Raw genomic sequence first — 14,790 nt, forward strand, 5'->3', positions numbered from 1 at the left:
GGACTGCGGTGGCGCTGCCAGCACTCAGGCAATCGATCGACCGCGGCCCCTATTTGGACATTCTCGCGTTACCACCCCTCCGGACCTCAATCGATCTTGCGATAATCCCCGCTCCATCACCTGCGATCCTAACATCATCTATTGCGAGCCCCTTCGAAACGAATCGGAACGGCGAAGGTTAACCCGCCGCGGATTTCATTGACGGCGTGGCGGTTGGTCAGCGCATGGCGATACGCGACGTCAAAGGAGAGCTTGTCGTTGACCTGCCAGATCAGTCCGACCAACCCAGACACGGTCTCCTCCAGCCCGAACTCCTTCTCGTAAAAGACCTCGGCGACCGGCCGCACCTTCCAACTGGACGGCCCCTCGATGATACTTCCGACGAGCACATCGGCGCGATGCTCGCGTGTCAGCAGCGTTTCCACGTTGAAGTGCACCGTCCCCCAATCCCAGCGCTGGGAGACGATACCCGCCCAACTTGCGCCAACACCGCTATTGCCCGTGCTATCCGGCAACAGCACACCGAACTCAGTCGCTACACTCGGCCCGACCTTGTCCTGGAGACTGCCTGGCACCACGACATGCTTGAGAAACGCGCCGGCGTCGATCAACTCGGTCGGACCGGCGGGCGACAGGGTCGTTTCACCTCGTCCCTCGAACACTGCCTCCCAGCCCTCTCCCAATCCTATGTTCAGCACGGTCCACGGTGCGATGAGCGTGTGCGTCCCTTGCTCGTGCTGAACGCCCGCGGGTTGCAATTCGACCTCAAGTTCGCCCGGTGCCGCGACGGCTGCGTCCGTACCGTCGAAAGGACGGTATGCGAACGCCGGGCCAGAGAGCGCCGCTCCGACGAGAACCACGACGGAAGCAGCGATGCACCGCATAGAAACCGACGTTCCAGCAAGCATGTTCGCTCCTCGGAGCTTGGAACCTCAAGGCGACGGGTGAAAGATCCAAGTTGCGGCCGCAATGTCGCCTTTCGCCGGAACGGCCAGCAGTAAGCGATCGAACTCGGGCACGAAGAGCGATGTCCTCGCAACCAGCGGCTGTCGGGATCCGATCAATCCGCCGAGAGGAACCGCCATCCACGGCAAGCACATCGATAGAGCCGTCACCGCAACTTATGTAGATCCGATCGCGCTTGGAGTCGAGAAACAGGTCGTCCACGCCGCCGCAGGTGGGCACTGTCCCGGCAAGAGCTCCATCGCTCAAAGAGATGACTCCGAGCTCCGCCGGCCGCCGAAACGCCACAAGAAGATGCTGACGGGGTTCGTCGAACACCATCGCGAAGTTCGCGCTCCTGCTTTCCGTGGACCACGATGCAATTTTCTGACGTGAGATGCGGTCGATGACGTCGATCGTGGCGGCACTCGGCACGTTGACGACGATCAGAGCCGCATTTCCGTCGAGCTAAAAGCTCTTGGTGCGCTTCAATGGCACGGTTGCCCCGCTTTCGACGCGATACGGATGTCGTCTGCATCGCTGCCAAGCTCGATCTGCCCGACGGGTGATGCCGCACCGCACAAAGTCGGGAAATTTGAGCTGCACATCTGCTGATCAGAGACACGGCGACCGCCCCTTCTATCCACCCCTAAGCCGCCGGAAGAACAGCGTTTCTCTTGCGGTCGGATCAAACGCAAAAACTCGGCACGCTTCGCCTTCCGCGGTGCGCACTGCGGCTGTAAACCCTTCACTGGTCAACTCCCTGAAAGCCTCGGCACGTAATGCATCGCAAGTATGATGCCGGTCGCGATCATGATCAGAAGCACGATGCCCGCGAGCGATCCGAAATTCCAGAGGTAATTCAGGTTTCGAGGCGTTGGATAGGAGTTCAGCTCGTGATCCAGGAACGTAAAAATCGGAAGCCGATGGTCGATCCAGCGAATGACGGGATTCGAGAACTCCGTCTTCGGTTGGGTCATCTTTCGATCGTCTGCGATGACATTTCTGGCCTCTTAGTTCGGATCGGAAATCTCCTGGACAATGCCGTCATATGGCGAGCCAAGTCCTTTCGGCGTCAGGACGACGTTCTTTCCCGCCGCGGTCAGCTCGAAACAGCCACCGTCGGGCTCCGGCAGATCAATGCAGAGGTCATCTCCCTGAATGGTCCACTTGCCGCGCTTCTTGCTCCCCATCGCATAGCTTCGGAAAGTTCCGTCGCGTTCATAGACATCGCGATAGTGGACCTCGTCGGTCACTTCCTTCCCCGACAACTTTGCTCGTATTTGCGCACCAGATAATTTCTTAAGACCCTCCGCGGCGACAAATCCGGCATCGAGAGCAACGAAGCTCCCCACGCCGGCAAGTGCCGCGATGAAGTTACCTGTGCGCAAGCTACGCAACTCAGCCTCTTTCACTTCTTGCAGGCCTTAAGGCACATTTGGTACTCAGTCTTGCAGGCCGGTCCGGCGTAGTTCTTCATGCACGCTTTTCGTTGCTCCGCGCAGACCTTGCAGGATGTCTGAGCCTGCGCGGTAGCGTTCAGAGCAAAGAGACCAGTCAGTACAGACAAAGTAAGAGCCATATTTCGCATTCGATCTTCCTTTCGTGAGACTACCTCATCCCGAGAGCCAGCCTGTCTGGCACGCGTGCGTCGGAAACCCGACTGCCAGTGCGGCCACGCATGTCGTCGATGTGACGGGGACGGCGTAACATTCGTATCACTTCAGCACCTCGTCATAAGCGCGTTGCACGGCCAGCCAATTGATCGCCGCCATGAAGACATCGACGTAACTCGCGGCCTTCGCGCCGTAGTCGATGTGATAGGAATGCTCGTACATATCGAGCGCCAGGATCGGCGTACCACCGGCCAGCGTGTGGCAGTGATCCGAGGCCCACTGATTGACGAGTTTGCGGTCGCGCGGCGACCAGGTCAGCAGCACCCAGCCGGAGCCGCCGCCGAGCGCCTTGCCCATGGCGATGAATTCAGCGCACCACCGATCGTACGAGCCGAAATCACGCGCCAGCGCTTCCTTCAGACTTGCGCCAGGCTCGCTCTCGTCGCCAAGACCGGCAAAGAACACTTCATGGAGGATCATCGAGTTGGTTGCGATGAGTTGCTCGCGCTTCAGCCCGTTGATCAGAAAGCCTGGTGCGTTCGCAAAATCGAGCTCGGCAAGTTTTTCGTCGATCACATTCAGCCGTTTGACGGCACCGCCGTAGTTGTTCTCATAATGGCTGATGATCATTCGCTCCGACATGCCGCGGATGCGGCTCGGGTCGCAGGACAGCGGCTTCATGACGTAGGTCATGATTGTCCTCCGTTGAGATCACTGTTGATTTCCGGATCGGACCTGTCGCGAGGCTCGGCCGCCTGCAACAGGTCTTCGGCAGCGGAGCCGATCGACCGCACGCCACGCAATCTCAGCGCGCGCGAGAAAATAAGATGCGTTTCGGGTGGGAGCAGCCAAACAGCAGACATGCAGCGTCCTTCCTTTCCGGAATACAGGACGCGATTCTTGGGCATGTCGCCTCACGGGGAGATCGCTTCCCCGTACACGCAGATAATGCGCGACTGACGGATTTGTCAACGCCGTCAAAGCTTACCGGTTCCGTAGAGCCAGCACCAACCTCTGGAGGCAGAACCTCGTGTTGTGGGCCGTAATGTCACCGATACCTCACAATGAGGGAAATCTACTCAATCCTCGTCTTCGTCATCGGCCGCACGCAGCCGACCGGTCTGGGCATTGACGGCAACCCTCGTGGCTTGGCCGTCCTTCGAACCCATCGCCTCAAAATACTGTCCGTCGCGCACGATCTGGACGTTCGACCAACCGTCGGACTGCAGCTTTTGACGGACCTGATCCTCGCTCACCGGCTTGTCTCCGGCTATGAATACCGGACCTTGGGCGCCCTCCGGCTCAGCCGTCACCATGGCTACGCCGACCAATCCCAACAGCAGCAGGCCACTGCCCGCCAATATCCATTTCCTGTTCATCGCACGTCTCCTCTTCTCGTGACTAGCGAGCAGCGGCCGCGCGCCTTCCATTCAATTGCTGCCCGTGTAGGTCCGTGAAATGCACGGAGAAATATCGCCCCTCCGTCGGAAGCCGATTCGCAAGGAGGCCAGCTCCGCCTACGCGTACTCGAGATCGGATTCGCCAAGCGCAAACCGCGCCCTGGATTGTTGTGTGCGCAAGACTTCGAAAGGAAGAGATAAGGTCTAGGCTGGTTGGCGAGCACACGCTGCGTCCTTGCATAGAAAACGGACGCGATACTTGGGCATGTCGCCTCATGGGGAGACCGCGATCCCCAACGTCTCGACCTTGCCAAAGGGGGATTGCTTGTCAATCAGGAACCGACGCACATTAACTCCGCAATGCGTTCACTTCCGTTTGATCAGGAAGGCCTGCGCGAGGCACCCTCCAAGCGTGATGCGCGAACATACTCTGTCGGCTCATGACTGACGCCGGGAGCGCACTGGCCGTACCTGCCGCCGCCCACGCTTGCAGACCCTTCAGCCGCCGGGGCGGGGAACTAGAATCTCAATGCTTCTCCTCGGGATGCGCTCGCCAGTCACGACCGACTGTCTGGTGGTCCTCGTCCGTCTTGTCACCGCGGCCCATGCGATTGGCGTCGCTCTCGTGGGCCTTCCAGTCTCGGCCTATTTGCACATCCTCTCCGCGCGCCCGCTCTTGTGCGCGTGATTGCTCCGCCTGTTGAGGGGTCTGGTCCGGCTGCACAGGAACCGTCTGCGCCTGACCAATCCCTCCCGCCTCTTCGGCGTGGGCAGGAACGAGACCACAGGACAGTAGTATTGCCGTTGTTACCGCGAGACTACGCATGCGTTCTCCTCCATTCGGATGAGCACTAACGACTCGCTTGACCTTCGGTTCGGAGATTTCCCGCACGTTCCAATGCTGCACTGCGTGCACTACTTGGGCCCAAGAGCACTCCCGCTGCAGCGACCCTCGTAGCCCATACAAAACATCGGTTACTCTTCAACGTGCCAAAGCATCGTTCAAGCCATGATTGTTAGCGGCATTGCCACTGTTCGCCTCATTTTCGTCAACCACCGCCGACGGATTCCGGCCTGGGCCGGTGACGCCTCAATCCGTTTGAGCGATTGGCGCGCACAGGCTTCCGACCGTCAGGCCGAGGCGCCAGCTTTTTGAGCTGCCGCTGGTCCGTCGCCGCCTCCGCCAGCAGCCAATCGCGAAAAGTCGCGATCTTTGGCAGAGCCGCTGTCACCTTCGGGCAGACGATCCAATAGGTCTTGGATACCGGTAAGGATTCCGGAAATGGCAGCAATTCTGATTGAATTCATGAACGGGAAGAAGAGCGATGTCTGAAACCGTCGTGTACGAGTTGCCGCGCAGGACGTTCGTCAACATTGTCCGACTGGTGCTCACGCACAAGAGGCTTGGCTTTGGTGCTATGGAGGCAGACCAAGCAGTTCCCCTTCCAGGGACAAAAGTCGCTCACCGCGCACGTGAAACGTCAATTGAGCTTTTTCGGCGTTCGTACTAGTGTGCCGCTGGGGGCGTAGCAGTCTCCCCGTCAAGTGGGTCATCCCATGCAAGAGCTGTTCGCTTAGTTTTGGAGCGAACACATGAATGGGATGTCTTTTGAACTTCCGCTTTTCATTGTTGCGACTTTCGCCGGTGTGCTTGTTGCCGGTCTTTCCGGGGTCGCATTCGGCCTGGTCGCCGCCTCGATCTGGCTCTACATCCTTACTCCCCTGCAGACCGCCAGCTTGATCATCGCCTTTGGCCTGATCGTGCAGGGCTACTCAGTATGGAAACTGCATGGTGCGCTAGACTGGGGATGGCTCTGGCCGTTCATATTTGGCGCGGCGCTCGGCGTACCGGTTGGCGTAACGATATCGACCTGGGGCGATCCTGGCCACGTGCGCGCGGGTGTCGGTGTATTTCTCGTTCTCCACAGCCTCTATGCACTGTTTCGTCCAGCAGTCGGCCCCCTGAACTCACCAGACGTCGTAGTCGATGCCGTTGTCGGATTCCTGAACGGCGCACTGGGCGGCATCACGGGGCTCGCCTGCATCCTCGTCACGATCTGGTGCGAACTGCGCGGCTGGCCCAAGGATGTGCAGCGGGCGGTGTTTCAGCCCGTTGCGGTGGCAACCTTCCTGGTGAGTGCGCTTTGGATGGGCGCCAAAGGCGCGTTGGGCGCGGAGACGATCAAGCTTTTTCTGATCGGATTGCCCGCTCTGTTCGCCGGCACTTGGCTTGGTCTCAAATTGTTCGGCCGTCTCAACGAAACTGCATTCCGCAGACTGTACAGGTGCTGCTTCTGGCTTCGGGCGCGCTCCTGACCGTCTAGCGTTACGTCGGATCCGCCCGGTCCTTCTGTGCATACCTGCACACAACCATATGGATCAATGAATCAGGAGCCGTCTTCCATGTTTGAACCCACAGCTCGCCTCGGCCGCATCGCTATCCTTTGGCGCGGGGATGAAGCGGCGCGCCGCAGTGCCTCGCCAGGGACCAGTCGGTTCAGCGCCGTGTTCGCGGCGCTCGCCGATGTCGGCGTTGATGCGGAACCCGTAATCTATGAGGACGATGTCCTCGACGCCGTTCGCACACAGCTCGCCACGTTCGATGGCGTGCTCGTCTGGGTTAACCCGATTCACGAGGGGCGCAACCGCGCCAATCTCGACGCGCTGCTGCGCGACGTCGCGGCGCGCGGCGTCTGGGTGAGCGCCCATCCCGATGTCATCCTAAAAATGGGCACCAAAGAGGTACTCCATCGCACCCGTATGATGAGCTGGGGCTGCGACACGGCCCTCTATCGAACGCTCGAGCAGATGAGGGTGGAATTGCCCTTGCGGCTGGCGGCTGGCCCGCGCGTGATTAAGCGCAACCGCGGCAACGGCGGTCAGGGCGTCTGGAAGGTCGAGGCCCTGGCAAGTCCACCCGCCCGGCCGATGGTTCGCGTGCTTGATGCCACCAGCGACGCATCGGAGGACGTCGCTCTGGACGAGTTTCTCGAGCGGTGCATCGAGTATTTCGAAGACGGCTCTGTGATCGATCAACCGTTCCAGCCGCGCCTGAGCGAAGGGGTGGTGCGCTGTTATATGGCGGGCGATCGCTGCGCCGGCTTCGGCTACCATAAGGTCAAGGCCCTGGTTGACCAACCGACCGCGCGCGCCGAAGCTGGACCGCGGCTCTATACCAACAAGGCCGACCCGCGCTTCCAGGGCCTGCGCCGGTTGATGGAAGATGAGTGGACGCCGCAGCTGACCTCCTTGCTGGATATCCCGAGCAGCGATCTCCCAATGATCTGGGACGCGGACTTCATGCTCGGTCCCACCCGTTCCGACGGAACCGACAGTTACGTGCTCGGCGAGATCAACGTCAGTTCAGTCTTCCCGATCCCCGATGAGGCACCGGCAGAGATCGCTCGCCGAGTTGCCGATAGACTGCAGTCGAAGCTCTGAGGCGAGAAATTCTGCGTCGATCTCGAGTTTTCACAGTAGCCGCCAACGGCTGTCATTGCGTCGATGTTGCGTGTTCGGTTCACATGACCGCTCTCAGCGAGGGGCTCGAACCCTGGATGCGCTCCCATCGGAGTTCGCTATACCCAGCGTCGAATACGCGAGCGATAAGCGCGTTAGACATCACCGAACTTGCGCTCGAGATGGGCTTCCTCGCGGGCTACCGCCGTGCCGGGTGACGAGCGCGAGCGTAATGAACAGCCAGAGGCTGTCAAACGCGACGGCCAAACCGATCAGAGCCAGGAACATAGCGACGTAGATCGGGTTGCGCGTGAAGCGGACCCAATAGTGTGCCAGGTGGCAGCTTTGATCACGGACGGAGCTCACCGCCCGTGATGTCGGTGTTGTTCCTAGAGAGATTGAGACCGATTGCGGCATTCAATTCAGCGGCGACGACTTCCGCAGATTTCTAGATTTGCATGGGATCGCACATAGGGTGTCCGTGCCGGATGGCACCACTGCGGGTGGGAGGCCGTGGCGTGCGCAGTAGTGAGCCCCTGCCCTAGTCGCTACGGCCCCTCCCGGCTACGCGGCCTGGCTCTGGTTCGGTCGTGATCGATGCTGCGCAGGCAAGGTCACGTTCGCCTCGGCGGCCGTCCTATTCCAGAAACTGACCAGCGCCACGATGGTCTTGGTCCGTCAGGGTCGGTCAGCAGCTCGTCCGCGCGTGTCCCGCTCCAGATTGACCACAACGATCGGAGTGCCGAGCCGCGCGGCCGCTTGGGCCGCCCGTAGCCGAGTATCGCTGGCGATCAGTGAGCGGTGAAACCTCCATCCACAGCGAGCGCGTGTCCCATCACGAAGCTGGCGCCGGGACTGCAGAGCCAAGGCACCGCGGAAGCGATTTCCTCCGGCCGATCGAGCCTCCCGATGGGCTGATCCCGCAGGATCTCCTTCATCGCTTCTGGTTCCTTGGGGAGCATTTCCGAAACCATGGGAGTATCGATCGTGCCCGGACACACTGCGTTGATCCGGATTCCTCGGGAGGCGTATCGAGTGCGGAGCTCTTGGTCAGGCCGAACACGCCATGCTTGGCCGCATGATAGGCGGATCTGCCGGGAAGTCCGATGAGACCCCCGATGGACGAGCAATTGACGATCGCGCAACTGCCCTGCTCGCGCATGTGGCGGGGTTCGAGCTTCATGCACGTCCAGATGCCTCGGAAATTGATCACGGTCACGCGGTTGAATTCCTCGCCCGATACGTCCGCGGCCTCGGTCGCCGGCGAGTGCACCCCGGCGTTGTTTTGCAGCGTCCAGCTGCCCGAACTCGGCAACGATCCGGTCGGCCGCTGCGGCCACGGTGGCCTCGTCGACGACGTCGCACCGGATTGCGATCGCCTTATGGCCATTCCGAACGAGTTGTTCGGCGGCCGGGCGACGCAAATTCATTTCACCAAGACCGGCGTAGAGTTCGATGCAAGCCGCGCTGAACGTCGGCGCAACGCCGTAAGAGCAATGGACCCATCGACATGCCGCAATCCGACGGCGCGATCAGTCTCGAACACGACACGCCGGGGCTCGCCCGCTCCTATGATGAAGCCGGCCTGGTTCAGTTCCGCCACGGCAAGTGCCTGATCGGGCCGCTCGCCACCGGATCAGGCGAGCATGTTCTCGATATCGGAACCGGCACCGGACGGCTCGCGGAATTCGTCGCCGGCCTCGTCGGACCGAACGGCCACGTGATCGGCATAGATCCTCTTGCCGGTCATATCGAGATCGTGCGATCCGGCCAAGGACATCACCTATCGATTGATCAGCCAAAAGACCATGCTCAGCAGGATACTGATGATGAGCGATGTCGTGAGCGGAAAGTAGAACGAAAACTTCTGCCGTTGGATCAGAATATCGCCTGGCAGCTGCCCCAGGCCCAGTCTGCCGATTAATGGCCAGCAGATTCCGGCGACCATCAGGACAATTCCGACGACAATAAGCGTGCGCGACATCTTACGTTATCTCTACGGTTCGCTTTCGCCCCCCGGATTCAATCGCGGCTATCCCCCGAAACGCCACCTCGTCATCGACGTTCCCGTCTAACAGGAATTTAACGGCCTCACGCTGCACAAGCGCTTTTCGGACGGCTTGTATCCTCAGTCAGCAAGCACGGTCTCGCCGCCGCTTTGCCTGGGAGGTGGCTTGCGGAACACGATGAGCAGTGGAAGCACCATAAGCGTTGCGATCATCAGGAGCTTGTAATCGTCGATATAGGCGATGATCTGCGCCTGCGTGGTAATAACGGAATCGAGGGCAGCTCGTCCGGCAGCGGTGAATGGGCTCAAAAACTGCGCAACGGCCGGATTCTGAAACGCGCGGTTGACCGCCGTGACGTGGGTTGAAATGTCGGCGTGATTGGCCTGCGTGTTGGTGACGAGCAGAGCATTTACAATGGAGATGCCGACGCTCGAGCCGATGTTCCGCGCGAGATTGTAGATGCCCGCGCCTTCGGTACGCCAGTCCGGCGGCAGCGTCGCCAATGCCACCGCGCTGAGCGGCGGGAAAAGAAAGCCGAGACCGGCTCCCTGGATCACCCCAACCCAGATGATCTCGCCCTCAGAGACGTCCGGCGTCCAGCCGCTCATGACGTAGAAAGCATAAGCCGTCAGCGCCAGCCCGATGAACAGTAGTAACCGTGTGTCGATTCTTCCGGTTAGTCTTCCGACGACCAACATGGCAGCCATGGTGCCGATGCCTCGCGGCCCCATCACCAGGCCCGAGGTGACGACCGGGTAATTCATCAGATCCTGCAGGTACGGCGGCTGTAGTGCCAGAGAGGCGTAATACGTGAGACCGACGATCGCGATGAAGAGCGAACCCGCGGCAAAATTGCGGTCGCGGAACAGTGCGGGCCTGACGAAGGGTTTGTCAGCGGTGAAGGTGTGGACGAGGAAAAGATAGAACGCCGAGGCGGCTACGATCGCCTCGATCCAGATTTCTCCGGAGCTGAACCAATCCTTCTGCTCGCCGCGGTCAAGCATGATCTGCAACGCACCGACAGCGACGCTCAGCGCGGCGAAACCGAACCAATCCAGCTTTGCGTTGGAATGATGTCGCGCATCAGGCAGAAATACCGACAGACCAAGAAAACACAGAATGCCGATCGGCAGGTTGATATAGAACACGTAGCGCCAGCTGTAACTGTCGGTGAGCCAGCCGCCGATCACTGGACCCAGAATGGGCCCGGCCATCACTCCGAGCCCGAACAGTGCCATTGCGGACCCCTGGCGTTCGCTGGGATAGATGTTGATCAGCACGGACTGCGACAACGGGACGAGGGCGGCGCCGAACGCGCCTTGCAGGATACGAAACAGAACGATCTGGGTGAGTGATTGAGCGACACCGCAGAGCATCGAAGCGATGGTGAATCCAGCCACCGCAACCAGGAACAGCCTCTTCAGCCCGAAGCGGCCGGCAAGGTACCCCGTGGGAGGCGTCATGATGGCAGCCGCCGTGATGTAGGAGGTCAACACCCACGCGATCTGATCCGGACTTGCGGCGACGCTGCCCTGGATGTGCGGAAGTGCGACATTGGCGATCGTGGTGTCGAGCGCCTGCATCAGCGTGGCAATGCTGACGCAGAGCGTAATTGCCCCGCGATTGGCAACGGCCGCGCGCGGATCTGCCATCAGGAGCTCCTATTCGTCTCGCCAAACAAGGACGCGAGGAAGTGCGGCAGGCCGCGCTCGTGGCCGGTGTCAACAGCGACTTCCACACTCATGCCCGCCCGCAGTGGTGGTTGCTGGCTGCCGCTGGTGTCAACGCGCACACGCATGGGAACGCGCTGCACGACCTTGACCCAGTTGCCGCTGGTGTTCTGCGCCGGCAGAAGCTGGAACTCCTGGGCCGCCGCCGGGCTGATGCTCGCAACCGTGCCGTGCCACGTCCTGTCCGGATAGGTGTCGACCGTCACCGTCGCCGGCTGGCCAGGCCGCACATAGGTGAGTTCGGTTTCCTTTGGATTCGCATCGACCCAAACATGATCGGTGGCGACGAGATAGAATGCCGTGGTGGAGGCCTGCAGGTACTTTCCTGGTGCAATCGCGGGCACATCGGTCACGATTCCCGCGAAAGGAGCCTTCACCACGGTGTGGTCCAGCTCGCGTTGGGTTTCATCTACCTGCGCCTTGGCCTGCCGGTATTCTGGATGATCGGTGACCGCGATGTCAGCATTGCCGCCGAGTTTTGCGAGTTGCACCTCCGCCTGGCCCTTGAGAGACGACAGCTTGCTCTGATCGGATTGCAACGTGAAACGGGCCTGGTCATAGTTGGCCTTCGTGACTGCATCCGTCTTCACTAGCGCGGCGTAGCGGTTATAATTTACCTGATCGAGATCAACCTGCGCCTGCTCGGCGTTGATGTCGCTCTGCATCCGGCCATAATCCTTTTTCATCGACTCGATCGTCAGGCTGGTTTGCGCAAGATTGGCCTTGGCGCTGTCGAGAGCGATCTGGAACTGCCGGGGATCGAGCTGATAGAGCACCTGTCCGGCATTGACGTGCTGGTTTTCGCTAACGTCGACCTTCTGCACAATGCCGGAGACGTCGGTCGAGAGACCGACCTTGTCGGCGTTAACGTAAGCGTCGTCGGTCGACATCACCTCGCCGCCGGTCACATACCAGTAGGCGCCGGCGAGCAAGATGACGGGCAAAACTGCAAAAAGCCCCCAACGCGTCAACAGCCGGCGACGCGCACTGCGCGAGGCTGGGCGGTCAGCGGCCGCCGACTGCCGTTCCGGCCGCTCGGTTGCGGGCTTCCCTTCGGGGCGCGCAGGCTCGCTTCGATTCGGGCTCCGGGCAACCGCGCCATCCATCCCTCTCTCATCACTATTCGGCTGCGTCTCCGCCATGCGGTCATCACCGCCTTGCGAAGGACGCTCAACTAATTTTGGCATGCAAGCTCCTTATGCGGAGGCCTTCATAAGCCGACGTCCGCTCAGGTTTCCCTTCATTTGCCTCAAACCTTGCGACATCGCGCCGAGCACGGCGGGCTCGATGCCTTGGGTAATTTCGAGGTGCAGCTTAGCCCGCGCCCGCTCGATCTCGCGCAGGATCGGGATAACCGCCGGCGTCAATCGCAGGCGCCAGGCGCGGCGGTCGCCAGGATCACCGCAACGCTTGACGAGGCCCACTTCCTCAAGACGGTCGATCAGACGCCCGATCGTCATCGGGGCAACCTCCGCAGCAGCCGCGAGCTCATTTTGAGAGATGTCCGGCTGGCGCTCGAGACGAGCTAGGATGATCATCTGCGCTCGGGTCATGCCCATCTGGCGCGCGAGCTGATCAGCGTAGGTGCGCATGTGCCGCGCCACATCATAGAGCTGGATCAGTAGATCGTGGTCGAGATCGGTCGACATATGCCTCCGGACGCTGGCGTCAGGTCGGGGCTTCGAAGGCCTTGAGATCGTTCCTTCGGCTGCCAAGTCACACCGAGGAGATGGTAAGCAAGCTTAAGATTCCATCGCCCGGTGCGGGCAAGTCTGGCTTGTCCTATCGCATGGCATCGAACAGAGGCGCCATGGCTTTAGGAACCTGCAGGCCAGCTCGGCGTTGGGACGTCATTAAAAGGACGAGCGATGCCCTGGTTCTACTTCGATCTCCTAGTTGAGGATCATCCGGAGAGCCAGGGAAGGAATGATCCTGGAAACACAGAAGGAGCGCGGGACCGCGCTGACGCACTTGCCGAGGAATTGCGGCTCGCGAGGTCGGGTTTAGAGGGCAAGCATTGCTATGTGCGCGTGCTCAACGTTGTAAATGGAGAAATTTATCGCACTCCGCTATTGCCCATTCCAAAACCGTTTGTTGAAGCCACTCCGTAGCGATATTCGGAGCTCCCAACTGCTCATGACTGGGTATCGGATTCGGACTTCCCGAACATCCTCCGCGAGCAGGCGCGAGTGAACGGGGCGCTGGCGCTTTTACTTCGTCGACGGACATCCCCTCCTCTGCACGACGTTGATTTCGTTGCACTCTCCGGCGATCATCCGAAAAGCTACGGTTGGGTTCCACGGTACGCAGCAATTCACTACTGCGCGGATCACCAATAGGTTCGCGCTTCATGTAGCAAATGGCAACACACGCTTAACGCTCGCAGCAGCAGTGTCGCCATCTTCTGTCTCTGGCGCTGCCACAAGCACCAGTTGCTACGAGCACCATAGGTACAACTGCTGAGGAGGCAGCGCGCGATCTGCCCATACTGCGACGGCGGTGCCGTCGTCGGACGATATAGAAAAGAACCGAACTCACAAGAAGGCGGCCACCGACCAGAAGGAGATACTGCTGCTGCACACCAGCTACGGAAGCGTCGGCGAAGAAGCCGGAGCAGCGCAAGTCGGCATAAAGCGGCTGAGCGGCAGCAACGACACGGTCCGGGTCGTCACCCGAGAGGCCGGGTTTGCCTGAAATGGAAGCGGTTCGGAGTGAACCTTCTGGCTATGCAGCGCACCGCGCCCTCGCAAGTTTCCAGCGCGACCTTTTGGGCGAGCATGACGTCTCCGATCGGCAGAGCGCCGATCGGCATGAAACACAACCCTTCTTGCAGACGGCCTCTTTGGTCGATCTCGCATACGTTCACCGAGGCCCCGGCATGGATCCTGTACCGCTTTCCGCTATCGCTTCCCAGGACGTCGAAGTAGCCCATTTGGGTGAACTGCTCCCGCTGCGCCGGTGACAGCCAGTTCAGCAAGAGCAGCAGCGAGCGCCCCTCCGGTGTGCGCTCGGCGCCGTGGATGATGAAGAGGGCTCTCACCGCTCTCATGCGGGAGCGGCTGCTTGGCGGCGACGATCGAAAGCCGAACATGGCCGGGCCGATTAACCGCCGACGAGCCTGGGGAAGAATAGGGTTTCTTCCGCAGTAGGGTCAAATGATCGGAGGTGCGAGGTCTGACCGGGACCTGTCCGAACCGCTGCGGTGAAGCCGGCATTGGTAAGCTCGTAAAACCTCTGCTCCGCTTTCGCCAGTTCTTCTGCATCATCCGGACTGAAACGGTGCCGCCTGTCGCCGGCGCGGTCCATCACGATCTGAATCGCCATGATCATTCTCCTCGGATAGCTGGTAGCCAAGGACCTCGATCCAGTATCCAACTGACCTCACCAACTTTCAAGAGAAGAACGTGCGAGCGGAAGACGGCGCCCGCGGACCGACCGCGGCCTCGCAATCAGTCCGTTGGAGCATTCGGGACAAATTTCCCTGATGGATATGTGAAATGGAGCGCGGTACCTAAGCGCCGCAGCGAGGACAGCCTCACTGGAAAGCTCGCGTTGTCGAACTGATACCTTCGGCAAGCGCGGCATTCGCCTCATCGCGCAGTTCAGCGAGCTGTTCGAACGCGTCCTCCGTGGC

General features: G+C 60.4%; 18 protein-coding genes and 2 pseudogenes. 5 read left to right on the top strand and 15 right to left on the bottom strand.

Translation table 11 applies throughout. From position 1 onward, the window contains the following. Window positions 1-134 precede the first annotated feature (134 nt). The 7 genes from MTX19_RS19910 to MTX19_RS19935 form a co-directional block, all read right to left on the bottom strand. On the bottom strand, window positions 135-908 hold the full coding sequence (locus MTX19_RS19910; RefSeq protein ID WP_280978946.1) for a hypothetical protein: 774 nt from the start codon (window positions 906-908) through the stop codon (window positions 135-137). A gap of 673 nt (window positions 909-1,581) precedes the next feature. Further along, complete coding sequence (locus tag MTX19_RS39290; protein ID WP_348638314.1) at window positions 1,582-1,797, bottom strand: hypothetical protein; 216 nt, start codon at window positions 1,795-1,797, stop codon at window positions 1,582-1,584. Then, window positions 1,698-1,922 carry a hypothetical protein gene (locus MTX19_RS19915; RefSeq protein WP_280978947.1) on the bottom strand — a complete coding sequence of 75 codons (225 nt, stop codon included), beginning with the start codon at window positions 1,920-1,922 and terminating at the stop codon, window positions 1,698-1,700. Before MTX19_RS19915 ends, MTX19_RS39290 begins: the two co-directional genes overlap by 100 nt. 33 nt (window positions 1,923-1,955) lie before the next feature. Further along, complete coding sequence (locus tag MTX19_RS19920) at window positions 1,956-2,357, bottom strand: hypothetical protein (protein ID WP_280978948.1); 402 nt, start codon at window positions 2,355-2,357, stop codon at window positions 1,956-1,958. A gap of 303 nt (window positions 2,358-2,660) precedes the next feature. After that, the gene (locus tag MTX19_RS19925) at window positions 2,661-3,251 is read right to left on the bottom strand and encodes a Fe-Mn family superoxide dismutase (RefSeq protein ID WP_280978949.1); all 591 of its coding nucleotides are present in this window, start codon (window positions 3,249-3,251) and stop codon (window positions 2,661-2,663) included. Further along, on the bottom strand, window positions 3,248-3,466 hold the full coding sequence (locus MTX19_RS19930; RefSeq protein WP_280978950.1) for a hypothetical protein: 219 nt from the start codon (window positions 3,464-3,466) through the stop codon (window positions 3,248-3,250). Before MTX19_RS19930 ends, MTX19_RS19925 begins: the two co-directional genes overlap by 4 nt. A 171-nt stretch (window positions 3,467-3,637) precedes the next feature. Beyond that, window positions 3,638-3,937: a hypothetical protein gene (locus MTX19_RS19935; RefSeq protein WP_280978951.1), complete on the bottom strand. Its 300-nt coding sequence runs from the start codon at window positions 3,935-3,937 to the stop codon at window positions 3,638-3,640. Between the two features lie 1,614 nt (window positions 3,938-5,551). On the opposite strand from MTX19_RS19935, the gene MTX19_RS19940 reads away from it, so the two are divergent. Together MTX19_RS19940 and MTX19_RS19945 are read left to right on the top strand one after the other, a co-directional pair. Further along, window positions 5,552-6,274, top strand: a complete 723-nt coding sequence (locus tag MTX19_RS19940) for a sulfite exporter TauE/SafE family protein (protein WP_280978952.1) — start codon at window positions 5,552-5,554, stop codon at window positions 6,272-6,274. Between the two features lie 87 nt (window positions 6,275-6,361). After that, window positions 6,362-7,399 (top strand): Cj0069 family protein, encoded by a 1,038-nt coding sequence (locus tag MTX19_RS19945; protein WP_280985424.1) that lies wholly within the window; start codon window positions 6,362-6,364, stop codon window positions 7,397-7,399. Window positions 7,400-8,208: 809 nt separating this feature from the next. Here MTX19_RS19945 and MTX19_RS19950 read toward each other — a convergent pair. Then, entirely contained in the window at window positions 8,209-8,604 is a 396-nt protein-coding gene (locus tag MTX19_RS19950) for an SDR family oxidoreductase (RefSeq protein WP_348638315.1), read from the bottom strand. Then, window positions 8,496-8,807: pseudogene (locus tag MTX19_RS39295) on the bottom strand (SDR family NAD(P)-dependent oxidoreductase); the annotation flags it as partial. The gene MTX19_RS19950 and the pseudogene MTX19_RS39295, both read right to left, overlap by 109 nt. 120 nt (window positions 8,808-8,927) lie before the next feature. Between MTX19_RS39295 and MTX19_RS19955 the strand changes: the two are divergent. After that, window positions 8,928-9,131, top strand: a pseudogene (locus MTX19_RS19955) (methyltransferase); the annotation flags it as partial. 69 nt (window positions 9,132-9,200) lie between these two features. Here MTX19_RS19955 and MTX19_RS19960 read toward each other — a convergent pair. The 4 genes from MTX19_RS19960 to MTX19_RS19975 form a co-directional block, all read right to left on the bottom strand. Further along, window positions 9,201-9,401, bottom strand: a complete 201-nt coding sequence (locus MTX19_RS19960; protein WP_280985425.1) for a DUF2905 domain-containing protein — start codon at window positions 9,399-9,401, stop codon at window positions 9,201-9,203. A gap of 144 nt (window positions 9,402-9,545) precedes the next feature. Beyond that, a complete protein-coding gene (locus MTX19_RS19965; protein WP_280978954.1) occupies window positions 9,546-11,078 on the bottom strand; it encodes a DHA2 family efflux MFS transporter permease subunit in 1,533 nt (510 codons plus the stop codon). Next, window positions 11,078-12,343 (bottom strand): HlyD family secretion protein, encoded by a 1,266-nt coding sequence (locus tag MTX19_RS19970; protein ID WP_280985426.1) that lies wholly within the window; start codon window positions 12,341-12,343, stop codon window positions 11,078-11,080. The genes MTX19_RS19965 and MTX19_RS19970 overlap by 1 nt, the downstream gene beginning before the upstream one ends. A 9-nt stretch (window positions 12,344-12,352) precedes the next feature. Then, a complete protein-coding gene (locus tag MTX19_RS19975; protein WP_280978956.1) occupies window positions 12,353-12,805 on the bottom strand; it encodes a MarR family transcriptional regulator in 453 nt (150 codons plus the stop codon). Between the two features lie 219 nt (window positions 12,806-13,024). Here MTX19_RS19975 and MTX19_RS19980 point away from each other — a divergent pair, with 219 nt between their 5' ends. Then, window positions 13,025-13,267, top strand: a complete 243-nt coding sequence (locus MTX19_RS19980; RefSeq protein WP_280978957.1) for a hypothetical protein — start codon at window positions 13,025-13,027, stop codon at window positions 13,265-13,267. A 388-nt stretch (window positions 13,268-13,655) separates the two neighbouring features. Further along, window positions 13,656-13,850 carry a hypothetical protein gene (locus MTX19_RS19985; protein WP_280978958.1) on the top strand — a complete coding sequence of 65 codons (195 nt, stop codon included), beginning with the start codon at window positions 13,656-13,658 and terminating at the stop codon, window positions 13,848-13,850. Here the strand turns inward: MTX19_RS19985 and MTX19_RS19990 are convergent. Both MTX19_RS19990 and MTX19_RS19995 read right to left on the bottom strand, forming a co-directional pair. Then, window positions 13,825-14,205, bottom strand: coding sequence for a hypothetical protein (locus MTX19_RS19990; protein ID WP_280978959.1), 381 nt, complete (start codon window positions 14,203-14,205; stop codon window positions 13,825-13,827). The two genes, MTX19_RS19985 and MTX19_RS19990, sit on opposite strands and share 26 nt — an antisense overlap. Before the next feature lie 53 nt (window positions 14,206-14,258). Next, window positions 14,259-14,480, bottom strand: a complete 222-nt coding sequence (locus tag MTX19_RS19995) for a hypothetical protein (RefSeq protein WP_280971613.1) — start codon at window positions 14,478-14,480, stop codon at window positions 14,259-14,261. Window positions 14,481-14,790: the final 310 nt, after the last annotated feature.

Origin of the sequence: Bradyrhizobium sp. ISRA464 (assembly GCF_029910095.1) — a bacterium.
Taxonomy (GTDB): Bacteria; Pseudomonadota; Alphaproteobacteria; order Rhizobiales; family Xanthobacteraceae; genus Bradyrhizobium.

Coding starts and splice junctions, on each gene's coding strand:
- MTX19_RS19990 (WP_280978959.1), bottom strand. CDS start 14,205: ATGAGAGCGGTGAGAGCCCTCTTCATCATCCACGGCGCCGAGCGCACA.
- MTX19_RS19910 (WP_280978946.1), bottom strand. CDS start 908: ATGCTTGCTGGAACGTCGGTTTCTATGCGGTGCATCGCTGCTTCCGTC.
- MTX19_RS19925 (WP_280978949.1), bottom strand. CDS start 3,251: ATGACCTACGTCATGAAGCCGCTGTCCTGCGACCCGAGCCGCATCCGC.
- MTX19_RS19995 (WP_280971613.1), bottom strand. CDS start 14,480: ATGGCGATTCAGATCGTGATGGACCGCGCCGGCGACAGGCGGCACCGT.
- MTX19_RS19975 (WP_280978956.1), bottom strand. CDS start 12,805: ATGTCGACCGATCTCGACCACGATCTACTGATCCAGCTCTATGATGTG.
- MTX19_RS19930 (WP_280978950.1), bottom strand. CDS start 3,466: ATGCCCAAGAATCGCGTCCTGTATTCCGGAAAGGAAGGACGCTGCATG.
- MTX19_RS19915 (WP_280978947.1), bottom strand. CDS start 1,922: ATGACCCAACCGAAGACGGAGTTCTCGAATCCCGTCATTCGCTGGATC.
- MTX19_RS19945 (WP_280985424.1), top strand. CDS start 6,362: ATGTTTGAACCCACAGCTCGCCTCGGCCGCATCGCTATCCTTTGGCGC.
- MTX19_RS19935 (WP_280978951.1), bottom strand. CDS start 3,937: ATGAACAGGAAATGGATATTGGCGGGCAGTGGCCTGCTGCTGTTGGGA.
- MTX19_RS19965 (WP_280978954.1), bottom strand. CDS start 11,078: ATGGCAGATCCGCGCGCGGCCGTTGCCAATCGCGGGGCAATTACGCTC.
- MTX19_RS19940 (WP_280978952.1), top strand. CDS start 5,552: ATGAATGGGATGTCTTTTGAACTTCCGCTTTTCATTGTTGCGACTTTC.
- MTX19_RS19970 (WP_280985426.1), bottom strand. CDS start 12,343: ATGCCAAAATTAGTTGAGCGTCCTTCGCAAGGCGGTGATGACCGCATG.
- MTX19_RS19960 (WP_280985425.1), bottom strand. CDS start 9,401: ATGTCGCGCACGCTTATTGTCGTCGGAATTGTCCTGATGGTCGCCGGA.
- MTX19_RS19980 (WP_280978957.1), top strand. CDS start 13,025: ATGCCCTGGTTCTACTTCGATCTCCTAGTTGAGGATCATCCGGAGAGC.